We start from the raw sequence: 19,699 nt of genomic DNA, 5'->3' as shown, positions 1-19,699 counted from the left end.
CGTCAGGGCGTGGACGGGCGCCCCAGCGCTACCGCGGACGCGACGGAGGGCTCCGTCACGTTGTCGGTGGACGTGCGGTCGATGAGCACGTTGAGCGGGTCGATACCCACCTGGACGGGCTTCACGGGAACGGTGAAGGTGAACTCCGATTCGCCCTTTGTCACCCGGCGCTTCTCCAGGAAGATGGCCTCGCCGCGCTCGTCGAGCGCGCCTACGTCCATCCAGTCGTTGAAGTCCACCTCCGTCTGTTCGCCCTTCTCATCGGCGCGGTACTTCTTCGACGTCACCTTGAGGGTGACGTCCCAGGTGCCCTGGTCGTTCTGCCGCACCTGCGCGGAGACGGCGCGGTTGTCGTAGAGGGTGATGTTCTCGAACAGGTCCTCGATGAGGTACTGGTACTCCGGCGGCGTCTCTTCCCGGAGGAAGCCCAGCAGCTCGGAGGAGCCGGTGTACGGCGGGCCCTGGAAGCGGACCTTCTCCACGTAGCGGCGCAGGGCGCGGTTCACCCGATCCTCGCCGATGAAGTCCTGCAGCGCGTACATGACGAGGCTGCCCTTCTGGTAGTGGATGTACATCTGCTGTTCCACCCGTGCCAGCGGCACCTCCTTCTTCGATTCGAACGCGCGGCCAGCGAGGTAGCGGTCCAGCTCGAACTTGAGGAAGCGCTTCATCTTCTTCGGCCCGAAGCGGTGCTTCATCACCATCAGCGCGGCGTACTGCGACATCGTCTCCGACGTCATCGTGGCGCCCTGCGCGCGCGCGCCCACCACCTGGTGCGCCCACCACTGGTGGGCAATCTCGTGCGCGGTGACGTAGTACGGGTAGTCCACGTCGTCGGCGCGTCCGTCCTCCACGCGGGCGATGAAGCCCAGCGCCTCCGAATACGGAATCGTATTGGGGAAGGACTGGGCGAAGCTCGCGTAGCGGGGGAACTCCAGGATGCGGGCCTGCCGGTGCTGATATGGCCCGAAGTTCTCGCTGCAGTACTCCAGCGTGTCCTTCATGCCGCGCATCATCCGGTCCAGCGCGAAGGTGTGCGTGGGGTGGTGGTAGATCTCCAGCTTCACGTCGCGCCACGTGTCGCGCATCACCTCGTAGCGCGCGGACAGGACGGAGAAGAAGTTGAGGATGGGTTTGTCCATCCGGTAGTGGAAGAAGCGGCGGTTGCCCTCGGTCCACTCCTTCTCCAGGTAGCCCGGGGCAATGGCAATCTGGTCCTTCGCCGTGCTCACCGTGGCCTCGAAGGTGATGAAGTCCGAGTCCTGGCGGATGTAGTTGTCCTGCTTCGCCTTCGGGTCGTCGCGGTCCGGCAGGCGCTCGCGAGGCGGCAGGCCGTAGTCCTTGCGGTCCCGGTCGTCCTCCAGCTCCGCGTCCTTCAGGTAGCCCAGCACCGGCAGGCTCATGTTGTTGAAGAAGGTGCCGTTGCCCACGATGTCCGTGCGCGCCCCGCCGTGTTTGAAGCCCTTCGTCCCGAACTCCAGGTCGAACACGATGGCGGAGTCGGCGCCGGGCGCCAGCGGCGTGGGCAGCTCGTAGATGAAGATGCCGAGCTCGGCGTCATGCCTCGCGGGCTTCGTCACCCCGGCCAGGGACAGGCCGCGCACCCGGGCGTCGTCCGGCAGGCTGAGCATCACCTTGGAGATGGGCGCGTCGGTCTTGTTGCGGATGCGGTAGCTGCCCAGGGCCTCCAGGCGCAGCGCTTCCGGGTGGATGTGGAAGGTGACCTTCGCGGCGGTGATGCGTGGGTGAGGCAGGGCGGCGTAGGACGCGTACTCTTTTTCGTAGCGTGCCTGCTGCCGCTCCCGGTCCTTCCGTGTGATGTACGGGTTGAGGATGTGGGTGTTGTAATAGATGAACGCGCCCGCCCCGATGAAGACGCAGAGCGACAGCGCCGCGGCTGCCGTCCACGCGCGCGTGCGCCGAGCCTTGGCGGCCGCCCAGCGCTGCTTCCAGCGCGCCTCCAGGCCTCGGACCGTGAGCAGATAGCCCACCGCCACGAGCAGCGCCGCCAGCCCGTACCAGTAGACGCGGTGCCACACGAGCGCGGGGATGATGCTGCCGAAGCGGTTCAGGTCAGAGTAGCGGAGCGTGGGCTCGGAGCCGTAGCGGACCAGCAGGTCTTCCACGCCCATCAGGCCCAGCGCGGCCTGGAGGACGAAGTAGAGCACCATCACCAGGTACGCCAGGTACTTCTGATGGATGAGCACCTGCGCGAAGAAGGCCAGCACGCACAACAGCGCGTCATGCGGGAAGTCCAGCAGGAAGAGCTGTGTGGCGTAGAGGTTCCACTCGATGTCGACGTAGCCGCGAAGCACCTGGGAGAGCAGCGCGGACAGCAGCGCCACGACTTTCAGCGAGAAGGCCACGAGCAGCAGCGCCCCCAGCTTCGCGCCATAGGTGACCCAGGACGGCACGCGCGTGGCATCCACGATGTCGGCCAGCCCCGCGTCGCGCTCCTTCCACACCAGCTCACCCGCGTAGAAGGTGATGGTGATGAGCAGGAAGGGCTGGAACGTTCGCGTGGCCGTCTCCAGCACCTGCCACGTCACCGGCCAGGTGGCGGTGCCGTATATCTGCTTCGAGATGGAGATGCCCATGGTGCCCATGGCCAGCCCCGCCACGACGAAGGACCAGAACACCGGGGAGCGGAGGATGTCGCGGTATGCCAGCCAGGAGGTGGCGAAGGCCGTGCGCAGCCAACTGCCCGTCGTGGGCGCCGCCAGGGTGGTGGGGATGGCGACCGGGGCGGGGGCCTCCTTCTCCTGGCGCGTGCCGCGTCCCCGCTGCTCCTCCACGGTGGTGCGGAAGCGCAGGACGGCCAGCCCCAGGAGCGCGGCGCCCACGACGCTCCACAGCAACCGGTTGGCGAGCAGCAGCCCGGCGAAGGGGACGTGGTCCTGGTTGCGCTCGGCCGCCGTCCAGTAGCGGGTCGCGTTCTCGAAGGTGAGGAAGCCGAACGGGTCCAGCAGGGACGCCAGGTCCTGGTGCTGCACGTCGGACATGGCGGCGCTGAGCGTCAGGTACCCCATCACCAGCACCACGACGCCCACGTACACGGGGGCCATGCGCCGCGTCAGGGCGGCCAGCGCGAAGAAGACGGCGCCGGCGAAGAAGAGCGTGGGCCAGACGCCGATGACGTAGGGCCAGAGGTAGGACGTGAGCTGGAACGGAGCGAGCCGCTCGGCATCCACCAGCCACACGCCCGCGGCGCCCACCATCAGCCCGGGGATGATGGCCAGCATCAGCACCGCGCTGAAGAGGTACGCGCCCAGGAACCGGCCGAGCAGGTACGGGCCCTTCTTCACGTTCTTTGTGAAGATGAGCATCCACGTGTTGTGGCCGAAGTCCTGGTAGGCGGCCTGGCCGAAGACGGCGGCCACCATGAAGAGGCCGAAGTAGGCCAGGCTGATGGTGAAGCTGAAGACGGTGTGCGGGCTGTTGACGCGGACCAGCTCCGGGCCCGACGCCACCGAGAACCCCTTGAACACGGCGCCAATCGCCAGCGTCATCAGCGCGGCGGCGGCGGCCAGCACCAGGGCGTAGACCCAGGTGGAGATCATCTTCACCCGGCGCCGCAATTCGAAGGTCAGGAGGGCGGTGAACATGGCGGGCCCTCAGGGCTGCTTGGATGCCCGGGCGAGCGCGTGGAAGTACACGTCCTCCAGGTCGGGGCTGGCGGGCTCGAAGCCCTCTGGCGGGGACTCCGCGTAGACGTGGACCAGTCGCTGCCCGGCCACGCGCCGCACGGCGATGACCTCCAACTGCTTCATGAGCGCGTCCAGCTCCTCCTGGTGGGTGACGAAGCGCTTCCACACGCGCTGGTGCAGGGACTCCACCAGCTTCAGCGGGTGGCCGCTGGCCACGACGTTCCCCTGGGCGAGGATGGCCATGTTCTGACAGAGGTCCGCCACGTCGGAGACGATGTGCGTGGACAGCAGCACCACCACGTCGGTGCTGATCTCCGCCAGCAGGTTGTGGAAGCGGAAGCGCTCGGCAGGGTCGAGCCCGGCGGTGGGCTCGTCCACGATGAGCAGCTTGGGATTGCCGAGCAGGGCCTGGGCGATGCCGAAGCGCTGCTTCATGCCGCCGGAGAATCCACCGAGCCGCCGGTCGCGATGCTCCCAGAGGTTCGTCTTCTGGAGGAGCGCCTTCACCGTGTCATGGCGCGGGCCGCGCTGGGCCAGGCCCTTGAGCTGGGCCAGATGGTCCAGCATGTCCCAGGCCGTCACCTTGGGGTACACGCCGAAGTCCTGTGGGAGGTAACCCAGCACCTCGCGCAGCCGGTCCTTGTCCCGGCGCAGGTCGATGCCGTCGAAGGTCATGGTGCCCGCGTCCACGTCCTGCAGCGTGGCGATGCTGCGCATCAGCGTGGACTTGCCGGCGCCGTTGGGCCCGAGCAGCCCGAACATCCCGCGTGGAATCGTGAGGTTGACACCCTGCAACGCACGGGTGCCGTTGGGGTACGTCTTCGACACGCCTTCCAGTCTGAGCTCCATGGCGGCGAACCTAGCCCAGTCCTCGGGACCGATGCGTGGAGCGCGTGGCGTCGTTACCATGTCGGCATGCCCCTTTCTCGCCGGACCTCCACCGCCTCCGCGGCCGTCGCCTTCCTCCTGGGGGCCTGCGGAGAGGGGGACCCGGTCATGCTGGAGGCGGTGGCCGCAAGCTGCTCGGGCGGTCCGGCGCAACACCTGGACCGGTTGCCGTCCGGCGCCATGGTGCTCAATGCCTACTTCCTGCAGGAAGAGGCCACCCGGGACGCGCGGCGGGGGCGGCGGAGTCCCCGGTGCTGGAAGAGGTGCTCGCCAAGGCCTCCGCGCTGGGCGTGCGCGCGCTGCGCACCAACGGACACAACGACGCGCTGTCGAAGGTGGGGGACACCGCCATCCAGGTGGCGCCGCTGGAGTACGACGAGGTGGCCCTGGTCGGCCTGGATCGGGTGCTCACCCGCGCCCGCTTCCATGGCGTTCGCCTGGTGCTGACGCTGGGGAACTACTGGGATGCATACGGGGGCGCGCGCCAGTACGTGGCGTGGGCGGGGCTCCCCCAGCCCGTGGAAGGGGATGCTCGGTTCTTCACCGACCCGGTGGTGGTGGCGCACTTCAAGGCGCACGTGGCGCGGTTGCTCAACCGGGTGAACACGGTGGACGGCATCCGCTATGGCGACCACCCGGCCGTCCTGGCCTGGGAGCTGCTCAACGAGCCGCGGGGACGGGGGCTGGACAAGGAAGGGGCGCGGCTGCGCGCGTGGATTGATGACGTGGCGCGCGAGGTGAAGACGCACGCGCCCGGTCACCTGGTGGGGACGGGGGAGGAGGGCTTCGAGCCGTCTCCCGACGGGTACGACCCTGGCTTCTGGTCCCGCTCCGGGTCGCCGGTGCTTCGCACGCCGGGGGCCAGCTTCACGCGCAACACGGCGTCCCCGTACATCGACTTCGCGTCGGTGCACTTCTATCCGGAGTCCTGGGGCCTGGGCGGCATCGACACGGCCGAGGCCGGCGCCCGGTGGATTCGGGAGCACGCCGCCATCGCCCGGAACCTGGGCAAGCCCTTGTTCGTGGGCGAACTGGGACTGCGCAACGAAGGCACGTTCGACGTGTCGCAGCGGCGCGCGCTCTATCGAGGCTGGCTGGAGTGCATGCGGAAGGCAGGCGTCGGCGCGGGGGCGCTGTGGATGTTCTCCAACGACGCCCGGCCGGAGGCCTGGGACGACTACACCTTCTATTACCGGGACGGCACGCAGCCGGGGGATCCGGTCAACCGGTACGCGGACCTGGTCATGGAGGCCGCCGCCGCGGAGCGTCCGGGGGCGGCGGTCTCCAGGGGGCGCTGAGCGCGGGCGCTCCGGCTCAAACGGAGATGAGGCCCTTGCGGATGCCTTCGGTGACGGCCTCCACGCGGTTGGTGACCTCCAGCTTCCGGTAGATGTGCTCCAGGTGCGTGCGGATGGTGGCCTTGCTGAGGTCGAGCAGGCGCGCCGCCTCGCTGTTGGACACGCCCTTGGCGATGAGCTGGAGGATTTCGCGCTCGCGGTCCGACAGCGGCTTGAGCAGGGGCTCCTGGGGCAGGTCGCTGGCCGACGGCTCCGGCGCGGTGGGCGGGGAGATCAGGGGGCTGGCGTCGGGCTCCACGCGGAAGTGACGGAGCAGCCGGCGGGCAAGGTTGGGCTGGATGACGGTGCCGCCCGCGCGGACCTCCTTGATGGCCTCGATGATCTTGTCCACCGGGGCGCCCTTGAGCAGGTAGCCGGAGGCGCCCGCCTTCACGGCCTCCAGCACTTTGTCCTCCTCGTCGAAGATGGTGAAGATGAGGATTTCAATCTTCGGGAAGCGCGCCTTCACCTCGCGCGTCACGTCGATGCCGCTCATGCGGGGCAGGCCCAGGTCGAGCAGCAGCACGTCCGGCATCAGCTTGGGCACTTCCTCCAGCGCGGCTTCACCGGAGAGCGCGGTGCCGATGATGTCCATCTCCGGGTGGTTCTCGAAGAGGCGGAGCTGGTTCTTGAGGATCTTCGTTTGATCCTCGACCACGAAGACGCGAATGGGCGGCGAATCAGGAGGCTGCGGGGCGTCCACGGGAGCTCCGGTCATGATGGGCGACAGGGAAGGGAGAATGCCACCTGGGCGCCAGCGCCGGGTGACGAGTCCACGATGAGCTGGCCACCGAGCTTCATGGCGCGCTCACGCATGTTCAAGAGGCCGTAGTGGCCGCGCGGCGTCCGGGAAGGGTCGAAGCCCTTGCCGTCGTCGCGTACGACGAGGTTGACGCGGTCCTCGCTGAAGTCGAGCCGCACCTGGACGCCCTTGGCCTCCGCGTGCTTCACCGCGTTGGACAGCGACTCCTGGAGGATGCGGAACAGCGCCAGTTGCGCGTCCGGGTCCAGCTTGCGCTGGAGCCCGGTGCGCTCGAAGCGGATGTCCAGGCCCGTGCGCTCGCGGAACGTCTTCGCGTAGTCCTCCAGGCCCTGCGCCAGCTCGAAGTCCTCGCGCATCATCCGCAGGCTGCGCCGCAGCTCCTCGATGGACTCCTCCGCGGTGAGCTTCAGCTCGCGGATCTCCTCGCGCAGGGCCTCCTCGCGCGCGAGGTTCAGGATGTATTCGGATTGGATGATCATCGACGACAGGGACGCGCCCAGGCCGTCGTGGATCTCCCGGGCCATCCGGTTGCGCTCCTCCACCACCGCCAGTTCCTTGAGGTCTCCCTGGAGCGACACGACCTCGCGGTGCGCGGCGGCCTCGCGCTCGTTCAGGTACACGAGCACGTAGACGATGATGAAGTTGAGCGCCAGGTACCAGAGCAGGGTCAGCAGCTCCACCGCCGTCACGGAGCGGTTGAGGAGCAGGTCCAGCCGGGTGGTGATGGGCAGCGCCAGCAGCGGCGGCAGGATCGCCAGCGGCTTGGGGAAGAGGATGGCGAAGAGCGTGGTGAAGAGCAGCTGCGTGGCCAGCAGCGGGCTCTGGAGACCGCCGCCGACGTGCGGCTTGGCGATGAGCACCACGCTGATGGTCACGTCCAGGCAGAGGGTGATGTACGTCACCCAGCGGCCGGCCTTGGGGTGGTCGATGACCAGGAGGTTGGCGACGCTGTAGAGCAGCATCGCGAAGTAGCCCACGAAGGAGAAGGGCCCGGTGAGGCCGAAGTAGCCGCTCCAGGCCGGAACCGCGAGGATGAGCAGGCCCAGCGTGAGGAACATCATCCGCGCGTAGAAGAGCGCGCGGGCCCTGGCCACGAAGCGGTCCTGCTCCCACGAGGCGGCGGCCTGCTCCGCCGACACGCTGTCCGTCAGCTTGCGGCGCTCCAGGACCTTCCGCACCCGGGCGCGGAGGTCGTTGGCAGGCGTTTCCTCGCTCAATGCGAGTTGGGAATCCATTCGTCCGGCAGTCTACGGGAGCAACCGGGGGGCCGGGAATCCCGGAGGTGGCCCGCCCCGCTTTCTGGGGGGCGAGGGGGCAGGCCCCACGCCGGGCGGAAGCACCGCGTTACTCCGCGGAAGCATCACTCGCGCACGCCTGGCGGACCTCGGGCTTGTTCTTGAAGATGAAGTCCAGCCGGTCGATCTGCTCGCCCGTGCGCTCGTTGAAGAGCGGCGTGCCGCCCGCGTACATGCTGCCCTCCGGGTTTCCGTACGCGTCCAGCCCCTGCTTCTGGAGCCACGAGTCCACGCAGGCCTCCTGGGCCGCGCGCGCCGTGCTGCCGGAGCCCGCGTCCTCGGCGCGCAGGGCCCCTTGCTGGCGCCGGTTCGCGCGGCTTCGTCGGTGGCGGCGGAGGCATCGGTGGGCCCCGGGGCCTCGCCCGACTTGCGGGTGCAGCCAGGCGCCAGGAAGAGGACAGCGGAAAAGACGAGCACGCCGGTCAGGTTTTTCATATGTCCTGGCAGGTGGGGGCCGCGCGGACGCGGGACGGTGGAGAGACACCTGCGCCCTTCTGCATGGTGGTACGCAGGCGGCCCCACCATATTCGTTTCCGACCGCGTGGAGCAGTCATCCGATGCATGGCCACGGTACAGACCATCACCCCCGAATCCCCCATGCGTCCCGGCTGGAGCGCGCGCGCGTACTGCTGGTGGGGGCTGGCGGGCTCGGATGCCCGGCGTCGTTGGCGCTGGCCCAGGCCGGTGTCGGGCACCTGACGCTGGCGGATCCGGACTGCGTGGACGTGACGAACCTGCCGCGCCAGCTCTGGCACCGGGGCGAAGACGTGGGCCGGAACAAGGCGGAGTCCGCGACGGCGGGCCTGGCGCGGGCCTTTCCCGGCCTGAGCACGGAGGCCATCCCCGAGCGCGTGGACGCGAGCAACGCGGAGGGGCTCTTCCGCGCGCACGACGCCGTCATCGACGCCACGGACGGCGTGGCCACCAAGTTCTTCCTGTCGGACGTGGCGGTGCTGACGGGCGTGCCGCTCATCTATGGCGGTGTGCTGCGCATGCAGGGCCAGGCGATGCGCGTGGACCCGGGGGGCCGTGTCTGCGCTGCCTCTATGAAGCGCCGCCTCCGCCGGACGCCGTACCCACGTGTGCCCAGGCGGGGGTGCTCGGCTCGCTGGCGGGGCTGGTGGGCGCGGTGCAGGCCCTGCTGGCGCTGGAGCTGCTGTCGGGCGCCGCGCGAGGTGGGCAGGGCGAGGCCACGCTGCACGTGCTGGATGCGGTGTCGATCCTGGGCCGGCGGACACGCGTGGCGCGGGCCCCGGACTGCGAGGGCTGTCGCGTCACGGCCATCCCCGCGTACCCTGAGTCTCCGGAGGCGTGCGCGACATGACGGCGAGGCTGGACATCACCCGCGAGGTCTGTCCGATGACCTACGTGCGGACGAAGCTGAAGTTGGAATCACTGGAGCCGGGCACGTTGCTGGAGGTGCTCCTTCGGGGCGCCGAGCCGCTGAAGAACGTGCCTCGCAACGCGCGCGACGAGGGCCACGAGGTCGTGTCCCTGGACGCGCTCCCGGACGGGACGCACCGGCTGGTGCTCCGCAAGCAAGGCAGGTGAGTGAGTCATGGCGACCCTTCGTATTCCCACTCCGATGCGGGGCTTCACCGGCAACCAGGCGGAAGTCGCAGCCCCCGGCGCCACCGTGCGTGAGGTGCTGAAGAACCTGGACGCGCGCCACCCGGGCATTGGCGGTCGGGTGTTCGACGAACGCGGCGCGGTGCGGCGCTACGTCAACGTGTTCCTCAACGACGAGGACATCCGCGCGCTGAACGGGCTGGACACGCCGGTGAAGGACGCTGACCGCATCACCCTCATCCCCGCCATGGCGGGGGGCTGACGGCCATGGCGCTGCGCGAAGATCAGATCCTGCGCTACTCCCGGCAGATCCTCCTGCGCGAGGTGGGCGGACGTGGCCAGGAATCCCTGCTCGCGGGCACGGCGCGGCTGGATGGCATTGGCGCGTCAGGGCTGACGGCGGCGGCGTACCTGGCGGGAGGTGGCACGCCGGTGACGGGCGCGGGCTCGCTGACGCTGGGGCCCTGGGCGCCGGGCTTCCTGATGGGGCCTGCCGACGTGGGCCTGCCCGTGACGGAGGCGCTGGCCCGCGAGGTGCCCGCGCTGAACCCGGACGCGGGCGCGGTGGGGCAGGGGGCGGGCTGGTGGCGGAGCTGCCCGCGGCGTGGAGTGGCGAGGCGCCCTGGGTGGCGCTGGGGGCGATGGCATGCGGGCCGCCGTTGTCTTCCGAAGCGCGGAGGGGTGCCTCTGGTGCTTCGGTGAGACGGTGCGGCACCTGGGCTCGCCCCCGGATGGGGCGCTGGGCGTGGCCGTGGGGACGCTGGGAGCGCTCGTGTTTCAGCGGCTGCGGCTGGGCCTGGGCCCCGCGCTGGGCGGCAGGTGGTTGGTGGCACCTGGAACCGTGGAGGAGATGGAATTGCGCAGGTGCTCGCGCTGCGCGGGCCGTGAGCCGCCCGCCGAGCCGTGAGCCACTGGCCCGAGCACATCCTCGACGAGGTGGGGCGTCACCTGGAGGCCGCGTATCCGTTCGAGGGCTGTGGGGTGATCCTCCGCGCGGAGGGGTCGGGCGCCCTGCGGATCCGCCCCCTGCGCAACGCCGCCGACAACCCACGCGTGGCGTACGCCTTCGCGCCCGAGGAGTGGCTGGCCGTCTGCATCGACGCGGATGTACGGTCAGAGCGAGTGGTGTGCGTGTTCCACTCGCATGTAGATGCACCGGCCACCTTCTCCCAGGAGGACCTGCTGCGGGCGGCTCCGGAGGGGCATCCGTTGCTCTCGGATGTTTCCTATCTCATCGGATCCGTACATCGCGGCTGTGTTCACTACGTGTCGGAGTATGAGTGGCTTGAGGGAAACTTCGTGTTACGAACGGGCTGAAAGTGCATTGCAGAAACGAAAAAGCCTTGTCTGAGCAGGCACTTGAATGCCCGTCACCCCCACCTGCGGAAAGGTGGGCGCGAATTGTCAAGTGGCCGGGTTTTCGTCTATAACCGCGTCCATCTTCTGGATCTGCGGCGTCCATACGCAGCTTGCAAGAAGTGCTCCGGACGCAGGGAGTAGACGACCCATATGGCCTCCAACACTGGTTTCACCCTCTGGCTGACCGGCATGTCCGGTACCGGGAAGAGCACCACCGCCGCCTACATCGCCGCGCGCTTGCGGCAGGTGGGTCGCAACGTCGAGATCCTCGACGAGGGTGAACTTGGCGAGGCGCTGTGGGCGGGGCTGGGGGATGGCAAGGAGGACCGTATCACCGTCGTGAAGCGGCTGGGCTTCGTGGCGAACCTGCTGACGCGAAACGGCGTGGCGGCGCTGGTACCCTGCGTGAGCCCGTACAAGCCGGGCCGTGAGGAGAACCGCCGGTCGATTGGTCGCTACGTGGAAGTCTACGTCGACTGCCCGACGGAGAAGCTCATCGAGCGCGACACCACGGGCCGCTACAAGAAGGCGCTCAACGGGGAGATCCCCAACTTCATCGGCATCACCGAGCCGTATGAGCCGCCCAACTCGCCGGAGGTCACCATCCACTCCAACGTGGAGTCGGTGGAGGACGGCGCGGCGAAGATCTTCCAGTCGCTTCTGGACCTCGGCTACATGAGCACCGAGGAGCTGAAGGTCATCACCGGCAAGAAGATGAAGGCCAACCCGCTCCCCGCGAAGGGCGAGAAGGCGGAGAAGGCCGAGAAGGGTGGCGCCAAGGCCCGCCGCGCGGAGGAGTCCAAGCCCGCGGCGAAGGCGCCGAAGGCGGACAAGGGCGCCAAGGCCCGTCCGGCCACGCGCGCGGCCCGGGTGGCGAAGCCGGCCTCGGCGGCGAAGAAGGCCGCGAAGCGGAAGGCCCGCTAGGCGGCTGGGCTTCCGGGCCCGGTGTCATTTCCAAGGGGCTCCAGGTTGCCGCGCGGCGCGCGTGCAATCCGGGGCCCCTCCGTTTTAGGAGAGCCTCATGTTGAGCCCCGAGCGGATCAAGTCCCTGTGTGAGTCGTCGCGCCCCAAGCTGGAGTTGATGCGTGCCGCGCTGCGGGCCCATGGCAGCGCGTTGGTGGCGTTCTCCGGCGGTGTGGATTCGACCTTCGTGCTGAAGGTGGCGGTGGAGGAGCTGGGCGACCGGGCGCTCGCGCTCACCGCGCTGTCCGCGTCCGTGGCGCCGGAGGAGGCCGACGAGGCGCGCGAGCTGGCGAAGCGGCTGGGCGCCCGGCACGTGGTGCTGGGCAGCAACGAGCTGGCGAACCCGCAGTACGCGGCCAACCCGACGAACCGCTGCTACTTCTGCAAGACGGAGCTGTACGACATCTGCGAGGCGCAGCGGAAGTCGCTGGGGTTGGCGGTGGTGTTGGACGGCTTCAACGCGGACGACTTCAAGGACCACCGGCCCGGCCATAAGGCGGCGCAGGAGCACCAGGTGGTGTCGCCGCTGGCGCAGGCGGGGCTGACGAAGGAGGAGATCCGGGCGTGGAGCCAGTCGCTCGGGCTGCCGACGTGGGACAAGCCGCAGATGGCGTGCCTGGCGTCGCGGATTCCGTACGGGACGGCGGTGACGCGGGATCGGCTGCTGCAGGTCGCCGCCGCCGAGTCGGAGCTGCGCAAGCTGGGCTTCCGACAGTTCCGTGTGCGGTACCACCAGGACGTGGCGCGGCTGGAGGTGGCGGCGGAGGAGTACGAGCGCTTCCTCGCGGCGGACGTGCGGCAGAAGATCAACACCGCGTTCCTGGCGCTGGGGTTCAAGTTCGTGGCGCTGGACCTGGAGCCGTTCCGCTCGGGCCGCATGAATGACGCGGCGGGTGTGGCGCGGCCGGGGGACACAGGCAAGCCGGAGGGCTTTTCGCTGCCCGTGGTGAGCTGAGCCGCGTCTCCTTGGTGGTGGCCGCGAGGCTCGGGAGCGGCTCACATCCCGGTGATGAGGTGGATGCCGCGTTCCCGTGCCAGGGCGCTCCGGGCCTCTGTGGAAACCGCGGTTCCGCGCAGGTCGAGTTCCCGCAGGTGTGGCAGCTTGTGCAACGACGGGAGGCCCGCGTCGGTGACTTTCGTGCGCGTCAGGTAGAGGGTTCGGAGCGAACTGGGGAGGTGGCCGAGCATCTCGTCGCCGGTGCGGACTCCGGCGACGCTCAGCCAGACGAGGTTCGTGAAGCCCTGGAGCGCTTTCTGGCCCTCTGCGTCCAACCTCGTCGCGCCGAGGTCGAGCGTCGTGAGTCGGGCAAGGGTGTGCAGGCTCGTCAGGCCCGAACCATTGATGAGGGTCCCCGCGACATGGATTGCCTCCAGCTCTGTCCATTCGGCGAACTGGCCCAGCCCCACGTCCGTGAGGAGGGTGCGTTCGGCTTTCAATGAATGGAGGCCGGGAAAGGCCTGCCGTATGGAGGGCACCCATTCGTCGGTGAACCCGGTCTTGCTCAAGTCCAGGTGTCGCAGGAGTGGGCGGGAACCCAGGTTGTTCAGCCCCTCCGGGCCAATCGGCGTGTGGCTGAGCGCGAGCCGCGTCAGTTGGCTGAGGGGAGCGAGTGCCGCGAGGGAATCGTCCGTCAACGCGAGCCCCGAGAGCCAGAGTGATTCGAGCGCCACCAAGGTGCTCAGTTCTTGAAGTCCCGTGCCCGTGATGGCGGTGCGCGAGAGGTCGAGCTCCCTCAACTCGTTGAGTCCTCGAAGATGGCGCAGCGCTGAGTCGCCCACTCGTGTGTCGTCGAGGTGAAGCGCTTCCAGTCGAGAGAGGCCCGCGAGGTGGCGAAGCCCTGCGCCTCGGATTCGTGCCTTGCTGAGAACCAGCGCGCGAAGCGCGGGCAGTTTCGCGAGGTGGAGCAACCCGGCGTCCGTCACCTGCGTGCTGCCCAGGTGGAGGGCTTCCAGTTCACGGAGTCCCGCGACGTGCGCGAGGCTGGCGTCTGAGGCAGCGGTACGCGCAAGGCCCAGCCGCCGAAGGGTGGGCATGGCGCTGAGGCCGCGGAGGCCGGCATCCGTGACTTTCGTTCCACTGAGGTTGAGCGTGTGCAACGGAGCGCCCGGCAGCACTGCGAGGAGGGTGTCGTCCACCGCGGTATCCGACAGGTCGAGTTCCTCCAGCCCCGGTTGCCTCGCGAGGAATCCAAGCCCCTGGGATGTTACGGCAGTTCCGGCGAGGGTTACTCGACGCAGGGTGGTGTGCTCTGACAGCGGCGCAAGGCCTGCGTCGGAGACCGGCGTTTCGTCCAGCCGCAGCACTGCCAGTTGTTGCATGCGTTTGAGAGGAGCCAGCCCCGCGTCGGTGACCCGGGTGGCATTGAGGTGCAGGGCCTCGAGTTGGGTCGCGTTTTCCAGCGAGGCGAGGTGCGCGTTGCCGAAGTCCGTGCCAGACAACTGAAGCGCGACGACACCGGACTCCTGGAGCAGGGCTGCGAGGAGCCCAGGGGCTGGGACACTGGCAACGCCAAACGACAATTCGCGCACGCGATGCTCGCGCAACACGGCAGCGACCTCGCGAGCCTCCGCTTCGGTACGCACGGGGCGCAAGGGTTCTGCGTACCAGTTGCCCGTGTCAGGAGGAGTGAAGCCTTCGGGCCCTGGTGGCAGATGCCCGAGCTCTGCGCTTGTCCCATCCGGTTCGAGGCGGAACACCGTGAGGAGCGGCTTGGGCTCCGTCACTACGACGGGGATCGAGGACGGAGCGGGAATGACGGGCGTGGGACGGGTGGCGCAAGCCGTCACGACGAGCATCAGTCCCGCGAGCCATGGAGTTCCCGTGTGCATGGTGGGAGATCAACCCCTCCAAGGACTCAGGTCAATGCGTAACCTGTATGTGTTGCGATGCCATGTGGGCGGGCGAATGGGGGCCCACCTTGCACCTGGTTCCTTCAGCGCTGTTCGCGGCGGATGACGGCGGGAGTCAGTCCGGTGAGCCGGCGGAACACCGTGGTGAAATGGCTCTGTGAGCTGAAGCCCACCGCGAGCGCGATGTCTCCCAGCGGCAGCGACGCGTTGCTCAGCAATTCGCGCGCCCGTTCCACGCGTCGTTGCTGCACCCAGGCGTGCGGTGTCATGCCGGTGGACTGACGGAAGGCACGGGTGAAATGAAAGACGCTCAAGCCGGAGCGCGTGGCCAGCTCACCCACGCGGATTGGCTCGGCAAGGTGCGCCTCCACGTAAAGCTGCACGCGGCGAAGTGCGGCGGGGGAGAGCCTGCCTCGATGGCGCGCCGCCCGTGAGGTACTCGGTTCCTGAAGCAGTTTGGCCACCCGGGCCACGTGTCGGTCCTGGATGGCTCTCGCCGCCTTCAGGAACCCCGCGACGATTCGCAGGTGTTCCTCCGGCAGCCCCGCCATGAGCTGGTGGCCGTCCGCCTGGAGGGGACCCCAGAGGGTGTCGATCCACTCCCGTGCATGCGAGGTGAGTACCAGCCGCTGGCCACCACCGGCCGCTTCCCGCTGGACGTAGCCCGCAAGCTCCAGCCGCGCCACATCGGCTTCGCGGGCGACGGCGCCCAGGGGCGTCGGGCCACCGAAGTGAATCTGCGTCAGGCACGCGAGGTCCGCGCGCCCGAGCGCGAGGACCTTCCCGACGGTGGCATCGAACTCCGCGGACGCGTCCTGGAACTGCACGACGTCCGAGCCAATCTGTTCGAGCAGGGCGGGCCGGGGGCTCATCGGGAACTCCGCAGGAAGGCGAAAAACGGCGCAAGGGCACGAAAGACGCTCGCGTGCCGGGAACGCATCCTGGCGCCATGATCAACCTGAAGCATTCCGTCGGGGCAATCGTCCTGTGGCTTTTCGTCGTCGTCCTGGGCATCGCCTTCGGCGCGGGACTCTACGAGCACCGCGTCACGTTGCCCCGATGGCTCGACACCCTGGGCGGACACTGGTCCGCGGAGGCCGCGCGGGAGGACAACGTGGGACTCCGCTTCTGGGCCTTCGTCACCACGGGGCCGCTGACGCTGCTCACCCTGGCGAGCCTCTACTTCGCATCCCAGGCCACCGGCGCGCTGCGCGTCTGGTGGCTCGGGGCCGCGTTGGCGGCGTTGGCCGACCGGCTCCTGACCTTCTCGTACTTCATCCCGACGATGCTGAGGCTGCTGGAGGCGCCCGACAACGCCGCCGCCGTGGAGACCGCGGTGACGTGGGCGCGGATGAACCACCTGCGTCATGTGCTCAGCGCGGGGGCCTGGTTCTCGGCGCTCCAGGCCCTGTCCTGGCTCCGATGGAAGGGCGGTTCGTGATCAGAACGTCCGATTCCGTGCGCGCATCGTGCCCCTGGCCGCCTCGCCAGGGGAGGGGCGCACGGACTGGCACATCCTCGGGCGCGGACCCTGATAGAAACGTGATCCGCGCCATGGCCCGCGATCACTCCACGTCTCCCAGGGCGGGTTCCCGCCTGACACACCGCGTCCACACCCTGATCAGCGCCTGTTCCGTGCTCCTGCCCGCGGCAGCCGGAGCGGCGGAGTACGTGGACGCGCCGTACGCGGAACGACGGGCCTTCTCGCTGATCCTCGGCCCCGGCGCCTCCTACACCGAGTCCATTGATCGCTCGGAGTCCGACGCGAAGCATGGCGGGGACGCGCACCTGGACCTCGGGGGCAGCCGGACCGTGGGCTACGACGGGGACGAGGTCTTCGTGGTGATCCGCGGCAGCCTGCGCGGCCCGGATCTATCGGTGGCCGGCGGCTTCCGGAACTTCTACGGAGATGGGTCCTGGCAGACCTTCTATGATCTGGGCCTGCTGATCAGGCCGTTTTCTGGGCCGTGGCTGGGGCCTCGCGTAGCGTTGGGCATGCGACACACCTTCTCCGAGCGGCTCGCGGTGTTCGGGGGACTCGGGCTTTCGCTCGGGTTCGGCGCGGGTCTGCGCGGAGACGCGGAAGCCTTCACCGGGGTTCAGTGGATCTTCCCGGTCGGATCGAAGTGAATTTCTTGCGATCAGACCGACTTGTGAGAATGTGTGCGCATCTGTAGGAGGTCGCGCACATGGACATGAATCCCCGCCTTACCTCAGTGGTCTTCCGGCTCAACCGCGAGAAGCTCGACGCCCTCAAGGACCTGTCGCGCACCACGCGCATCCGTCAGAGCGAGTACCTCCGCGAGGCCATCTCCGATCTGCTCGCGAAGTACGAAGAGCGGCTCGTCGACTGAAGATGGCCGTCCGGGCCCCACCGCGCGTCACCCGATGTGGAAGGGTGGCTCCAGCGGAAGCCCCGGGGGATGGAGACGCTCCCCGGCGGTGAAGGGGTCCACTTGGGGAGGGTAGCGAACCTCCCAGAGCACGAGGCCGTGAGCGGGCGCCTTGAAGCCCTCCATGGCCTGACCCGTCTCGAGCGCCGCGAGCCACGCCTCTTCTGGCAGCAGCCCCGCGGCCACCTTCAACGCGCTCCCCATCAAATAGCGGATCTGGTAGCGCGCGAAGCCGTCCCCGCGCAGCCGAGCCTCGTAGAGCCCACCGCCCAGCGCGTGCAGGGTGGCGGACTCCAGCGTGCGCGGCTTGCGTGGACTGGACTTCTCATGGAACGCGATGAAGTCCCGCGTCCCTTCCGCTGAACGCAGCAGCGCCGCCAGCCGCTCCGGCGTCACCGCCGTGGCCTGGAGCAGCGGCTCCGCGGACACGTCCAGCGCATAGGGCGCCCATTCGGGCGTCACGGCCCCGCCCAACTGGAACCGGTAGCGGTACTCCTTGCCGCATGCGCTCCACTGCGCATGAAAGGACGTGGGGCGGCGTACCCCGCACAGGCCCAGGCCCGGTGGCAATCGGGGTGGGAGCCGCTTCTCCAGGGACTCCGCCGAGTCGCCCGCTTCCAGCCGGACGCTCACCACCTGCATCCGGGCGTGGACGCCCCGGTCTGTGCGCCCCGAAGGCATCAAGGTCGCCGGCACCCCCACGGACCGCAGCGCCTCTTCCAGGGCTGACTGGACGGTGGGGCCCTCGGGTTGGCGCTGGAAGCCGCGGAAGATTCCGCCGCAGTACCAGATCCACAGTGCGACGGGAATCCGCTTGGAGGTGGAGGGGAGCACGCCGTTGCTTGGGTGTGGGGAACCACGGGATACTCGCGCGCAAAATGGCAGCTGGACAAGACCTTGCGGCGGACGTGGACGGACTCTGGCTCTTCAAGCACGGGGACCTCGTCCTGGGGCCCGTCAGTGGTGCCCAACTCGTGGAGAAGCTCACCTCGGGTGAGCTGACGCTGGACACCCTGGTGGCGCCCGCAGGAGAGCGGGACTTCCACCGCATGTCCGAGGTGGACGCCTTCCGCGTGCATGTGGCCCGGGCGGAGGCGCGCGCCCGCGTGGACGCCGCGGTCGTCGTGGAGCGGGCGAAGTCCGCGAAGCGCTTGAAGATTCTCGGCGGAGCCGCGGTGGTGGGCGTGGTGGTGCTGGGCATCGTCGGCATCCAGTTGGCGCGCAACGCCGCCGTCCACGGGTGGTTCGGCGGCGGCGAGGTCCAGACGGACGACTTCGAGATGGGCGAAATCACCATCCGCGTGGCCCAGGCCCGGGTGGATGACGAGGAGCTCTTCGAGTACCCCGGACATGGCGCGCGCCGTCCGGGCTCGGGCGAGCCGGGGTGAAGCCCGCCACTGGCAGCAGTGGTCCGGGCAAGGTGGCCATGGCCTCCACCACCCGAGCGCCGGCGGACCGGAGGCCCCGCCCCGGGGGCAGCGTGACCACCGACCCGGAAGGCATGGAGATGACGCAGCAGTTCGACCAGTCCGCCATCAACCAGGTGGTGGCCAGCAACAAGTCCACGCTCTTCCGCTGCTTCAAGGAAGAGGCGGAGCGCACCCCCGGCCTCTACGCCAAGGTCCCCATGGAGTTCGTCATCGGGAACGATGGCCGGGTCAGCAAGCTGTGGGTGGACAACCATCAGTTCAAGAAGGGTCCACTCTACGAGTGCCTGCTGTCGGAGATGCGGAAGTGGCCGTTCCGCGCCTACGAAGGCGAGCAGGCGACGGTGGGCCTGTCGTTCACCATCGGCAAGCGGGGGTAGGGTCACTTTCTTGCCGGCACCCCGGGCATGCCCGATACCGTGGGCATGTCCGCCGCATCTGTTGCTGAGACCGAAATTGCGAAGAAGGCGCTGAGCGTCCCGCCGGGAACCTTCCGTCACACCGTGCTGACGGCCGCCAAGCGCTTCAAGTCCACCTGGGCCGAGCTGGGGAAGCTCCTGGTCCAGGTCCGGGACGAGGCCAAGTTCGAGGAGTGGGGCTACCCCTCCTTCGAGACCTATTGCCTCAAGGAACTGCACATCAAGAAGCAGACCGCCTTGAAGCTCACCCGCTCGTTCAGCTTCCTGACCAAGCACGAGCCCGAGGAGGAGCTCACCGCACAGGAGTTCCCCCAGCGCGCACCCGCGTTCGAGGTCATCGAAGTCCTCGCGGACGCGGAGGAGCGGGGCCAGCTGTCGCCCACTGAATACAAGTCCCTGCGCGACAGCATCTGGAGCCCGGAGAAGAACCCGGCCGAGCTGAAGAAGGAGTTCGCCGAGCGCTTCCCCCGTCCCCCGCCGGAGCCGCCCCCGGAGAGCGCCCAGGTGCGGAAACTGGCGCAGATGGCCCGCAAGCTCGCGAGCGAGCTGTCGGGGAGCCGTCGGATTCCGAACGCCGTCGCCGAGCGGGCAGCCGCCCTGGCGGAAGACCTCGAGGACATCGCCTCGGGCGTGACGGACGCCTGAGCCGCTGTTACTGAACGCTGACCCGTTGGCGGGGGCTGTACGCTCGGCAACGGGCCTGTACCGCCGGGCTTCCTGCCCGAAGGGGAGGGCCCTATAGTGGTTCAGGGCCGCGTGGAAGGTGGGCCTGACGGCTGTTCGAGACGT

General features: G+C 68.6%; 20 protein-coding genes and 2 pseudogenes. 14 read left to right on the top strand and 8 right to left on the bottom strand.

What is annotated here, in order from left to right:
- Nucleotides 1-2: 2 nt before the first annotated feature.
- Nucleotides 3-3,605, bottom strand: coding sequence for an ABC transporter permease/M1 family aminopeptidase (locus tag QEG98_RS21515; RefSeq protein WP_316562636.1), 3,603 nt, complete (start codon nucleotides 3,603-3,605; stop codon nucleotides 3-5).
- A gap of 9 nt (nucleotides 3,606-3,614) precedes the next feature.
- Nucleotides 3,615-4,496 carry an ABC transporter ATP-binding protein gene (locus QEG98_RS21510; protein ID WP_011554081.1) on the bottom strand — a complete coding sequence of 294 codons (882 nt, stop codon included), beginning with the start codon at nucleotides 4,494-4,496 and terminating at the stop codon, nucleotides 3,615-3,617.
- A 290-nt stretch (nucleotides 4,497-4,786) separates the two neighbouring features.
- Between QEG98_RS21510 and QEG98_RS21505 the strand changes: the two genes are divergently transcribed.
- The gene (locus QEG98_RS21505) at nucleotides 4,787-5,833 is read left to right on the top strand and encodes a glycoside hydrolase 5 family protein (protein WP_316562635.1); all 1,047 of its coding nucleotides are present in this window, start codon (nucleotides 4,787-4,789) and stop codon (nucleotides 5,831-5,833) included.
- A gap of 16 nt (nucleotides 5,834-5,849) precedes the next feature.
- Here the strand turns inward: QEG98_RS21505 and QEG98_RS21500 are convergent, their stop codons facing one another.
- From QEG98_RS21500 to QEG98_RS21490, 3 genes are all read right to left on the bottom strand, one after another.
- The gene (locus QEG98_RS21500; protein ID WP_090490528.1) at nucleotides 5,850-6,590 is read right to left on the bottom strand and encodes a response regulator; all 741 of its coding nucleotides are present in this window, start codon (nucleotides 6,588-6,590) and stop codon (nucleotides 5,850-5,852) included.
- Nucleotides 6,587-7,870 (bottom strand): sensor histidine kinase, encoded by a 1,284-nt coding sequence (locus tag QEG98_RS21495; RefSeq protein ID WP_090490527.1) that lies wholly within the window; start codon nucleotides 7,868-7,870, stop codon nucleotides 6,587-6,589. Before QEG98_RS21495 ends, QEG98_RS21500 begins: the two co-directional genes overlap by 4 nt.
- 109 nt (nucleotides 7,871-7,979) lie before the next feature.
- Complete coding sequence (locus tag QEG98_RS21490) at nucleotides 7,980-8,162, bottom strand: hypothetical protein (RefSeq protein WP_316562634.1); 183 nt, start codon at nucleotides 8,160-8,162, stop codon at nucleotides 7,980-7,982.
- Between QEG98_RS21490 and QEG98_RS42035 the strand changes: the two are divergent.
- From QEG98_RS42035 to larE, 7 genes and pseudogenes are all read left to right on the top strand, one after another.
- Nucleotides 8,104-9,254 (top strand): annotated as a pseudogene (locus QEG98_RS42035) (HesA/MoeB/ThiF family protein). The gene QEG98_RS21490 and the pseudogene QEG98_RS42035 overlap by 59 nt on opposite strands.
- Nucleotides 9,242-9,481 (top strand): sulfurtransferase TusA family protein, encoded by a 240-nt coding sequence (locus tag QEG98_RS21475; protein ID WP_090490525.1) that lies wholly within the window; start codon nucleotides 9,242-9,244, stop codon nucleotides 9,479-9,481. Before QEG98_RS42035 ends, QEG98_RS21475 begins: the two are co-directional and overlap by 13 nt.
- A 7-nt stretch (nucleotides 9,482-9,488) precedes the next feature.
- Nucleotides 9,489-9,761, top strand: a complete 273-nt coding sequence (locus QEG98_RS21470; RefSeq protein WP_141619364.1) for a ubiquitin-like small modifier protein 1 — start codon at nucleotides 9,489-9,491, stop codon at nucleotides 9,759-9,761.
- 5 nt (nucleotides 9,762-9,766) lie between these two features.
- Nucleotides 9,767-10,406, top strand: a pseudogene (locus QEG98_RS21465) (ThiF family adenylyltransferase).
- Entirely contained in the window at nucleotides 10,403-10,816 is a 414-nt protein-coding gene (locus QEG98_RS21460; protein WP_316562631.1) for a M67 family metallopeptidase, read from the top strand. Before QEG98_RS21465 ends, QEG98_RS21460 begins: the two are co-directional and overlap by 4 nt.
- A 192-nt stretch (nucleotides 10,817-11,008) precedes the next feature.
- Nucleotides 11,009-11,782: an adenylyl-sulfate kinase gene (gene cysC, locus QEG98_RS21455; RefSeq protein WP_316562630.1), complete on the top strand. Its 774-nt coding sequence runs from the start codon at nucleotides 11,009-11,011 to the stop codon at nucleotides 11,780-11,782.
- 97 nt (nucleotides 11,783-11,879) lie between these two features.
- On the top strand, nucleotides 11,880-12,776 hold the full coding sequence (larE, locus tag QEG98_RS21450; RefSeq protein WP_316562629.1) for an ATP-dependent sacrificial sulfur transferase LarE: 897 nt from the start codon (nucleotides 11,880-11,882) through the stop codon (nucleotides 12,774-12,776).
- Between the two features lie 41 nt (nucleotides 12,777-12,817).
- Here the strand turns inward: larE and QEG98_RS21445 are convergent, their stop codons facing one another.
- Both QEG98_RS21445 and QEG98_RS21440 read right to left on the bottom strand, forming a co-directional pair.
- Nucleotides 12,818-14,545 carry a hypothetical protein gene (locus QEG98_RS21445; RefSeq protein ID WP_316562628.1) on the bottom strand — a complete coding sequence of 576 codons (1,728 nt, stop codon included), beginning with the start codon at nucleotides 14,543-14,545 and terminating at the stop codon, nucleotides 12,818-12,820.
- Between the two features lie 209 nt (nucleotides 14,546-14,754).
- Complete coding sequence (locus tag QEG98_RS21440) at nucleotides 14,755-15,543, bottom strand: AraC family transcriptional regulator (RefSeq protein WP_316562627.1); 789 nt, start codon at nucleotides 15,541-15,543, stop codon at nucleotides 14,755-14,757.
- A 77-nt stretch (nucleotides 15,544-15,620) separates the two neighbouring features.
- Here QEG98_RS21440 and QEG98_RS21435 point away from each other — a divergent pair, with 77 nt between their 5' ends.
- The 3 genes from QEG98_RS21435 to QEG98_RS21425 all read left to right on the top strand — a co-directional run bounded on the left by QEG98_RS21435 (nucleotide 15,621) and on the right by QEG98_RS21425 (nucleotide 17,025).
- A complete protein-coding gene (locus tag QEG98_RS21435) occupies nucleotides 15,621-16,112 on the top strand; it encodes a DUF1772 domain-containing protein (RefSeq protein ID WP_316562626.1) in 492 nt (163 codons plus the stop codon).
- 113 nt (nucleotides 16,113-16,225) lie between these two features.
- Nucleotides 16,226-16,801, top strand: a complete 576-nt coding sequence (locus tag QEG98_RS21430; RefSeq protein WP_316562625.1) for a hypothetical protein — start codon at nucleotides 16,226-16,228, stop codon at nucleotides 16,799-16,801.
- 59 nt (nucleotides 16,802-16,860) lie between these two features.
- Nucleotides 16,861-17,025: a ribbon-helix-helix domain-containing protein gene (locus QEG98_RS21425; protein WP_011554065.1), complete on the top strand. Its 165-nt coding sequence runs from the start codon at nucleotides 16,861-16,863 to the stop codon at nucleotides 17,023-17,025.
- A 27-nt stretch (nucleotides 17,026-17,052) separates the two neighbouring features.
- On the opposite strand, the gene QEG98_RS21420 is transcribed toward QEG98_RS21425, so the two are convergent.
- Entirely contained in the window at nucleotides 17,053-17,898 is an 846-nt protein-coding gene (locus tag QEG98_RS21420) for a tRNA pseudouridine(38-40) synthase TruA (RefSeq protein WP_316562624.1), read from the bottom strand.
- A gap of 74 nt (nucleotides 17,899-17,972) precedes the next feature.
- Here QEG98_RS21420 and QEG98_RS21415 point away from each other — a divergent pair, with 74 nt between their 5' ends.
- Genes QEG98_RS21415 through QEG98_RS21405 form a run of 3 tightly spaced genes read left to right on the top strand, consistent with a single transcriptional unit; the run spans nucleotide 17,973 to nucleotide 19,555 of the window.
- Nucleotides 17,973-18,452: a GYF domain-containing protein gene (locus tag QEG98_RS21415; RefSeq protein WP_316562623.1), complete on the top strand. Its 480-nt coding sequence runs from the start codon at nucleotides 17,973-17,975 to the stop codon at nucleotides 18,450-18,452.
- Nucleotides 18,449-18,871 (top strand): AgmX/PglI C-terminal domain-containing protein, encoded by a 423-nt coding sequence (locus QEG98_RS21410; RefSeq protein ID WP_316562622.1) that lies wholly within the window; start codon nucleotides 18,449-18,451, stop codon nucleotides 18,869-18,871. Before QEG98_RS21415 ends, QEG98_RS21410 begins: the two co-directional genes overlap by 4 nt.
- Nucleotides 18,872-18,898: 27 nt before the next feature.
- Nucleotides 18,899-19,555 (top strand): hypothetical protein, encoded by a 657-nt coding sequence (locus QEG98_RS21405; protein WP_011554062.1) that lies wholly within the window; start codon nucleotides 18,899-18,901, stop codon nucleotides 19,553-19,555.
- The last annotated feature ends 144 nt before the right edge of the window (nucleotides 19,556-19,699 follow it).

Origin of the sequence: Myxococcus sp. MxC21-1, assembly GCF_032612255.1 — a bacterium.
Classification (GTDB): domain Bacteria; phylum Myxococcota; class Myxococcia; order Myxococcales; family Myxococcaceae; genus Myxococcus; species Myxococcus virescens.
Note: the sequence above shows the minus strand (reverse complement) of the source record. Positions and strands in the feature narration are given on the sequence as shown.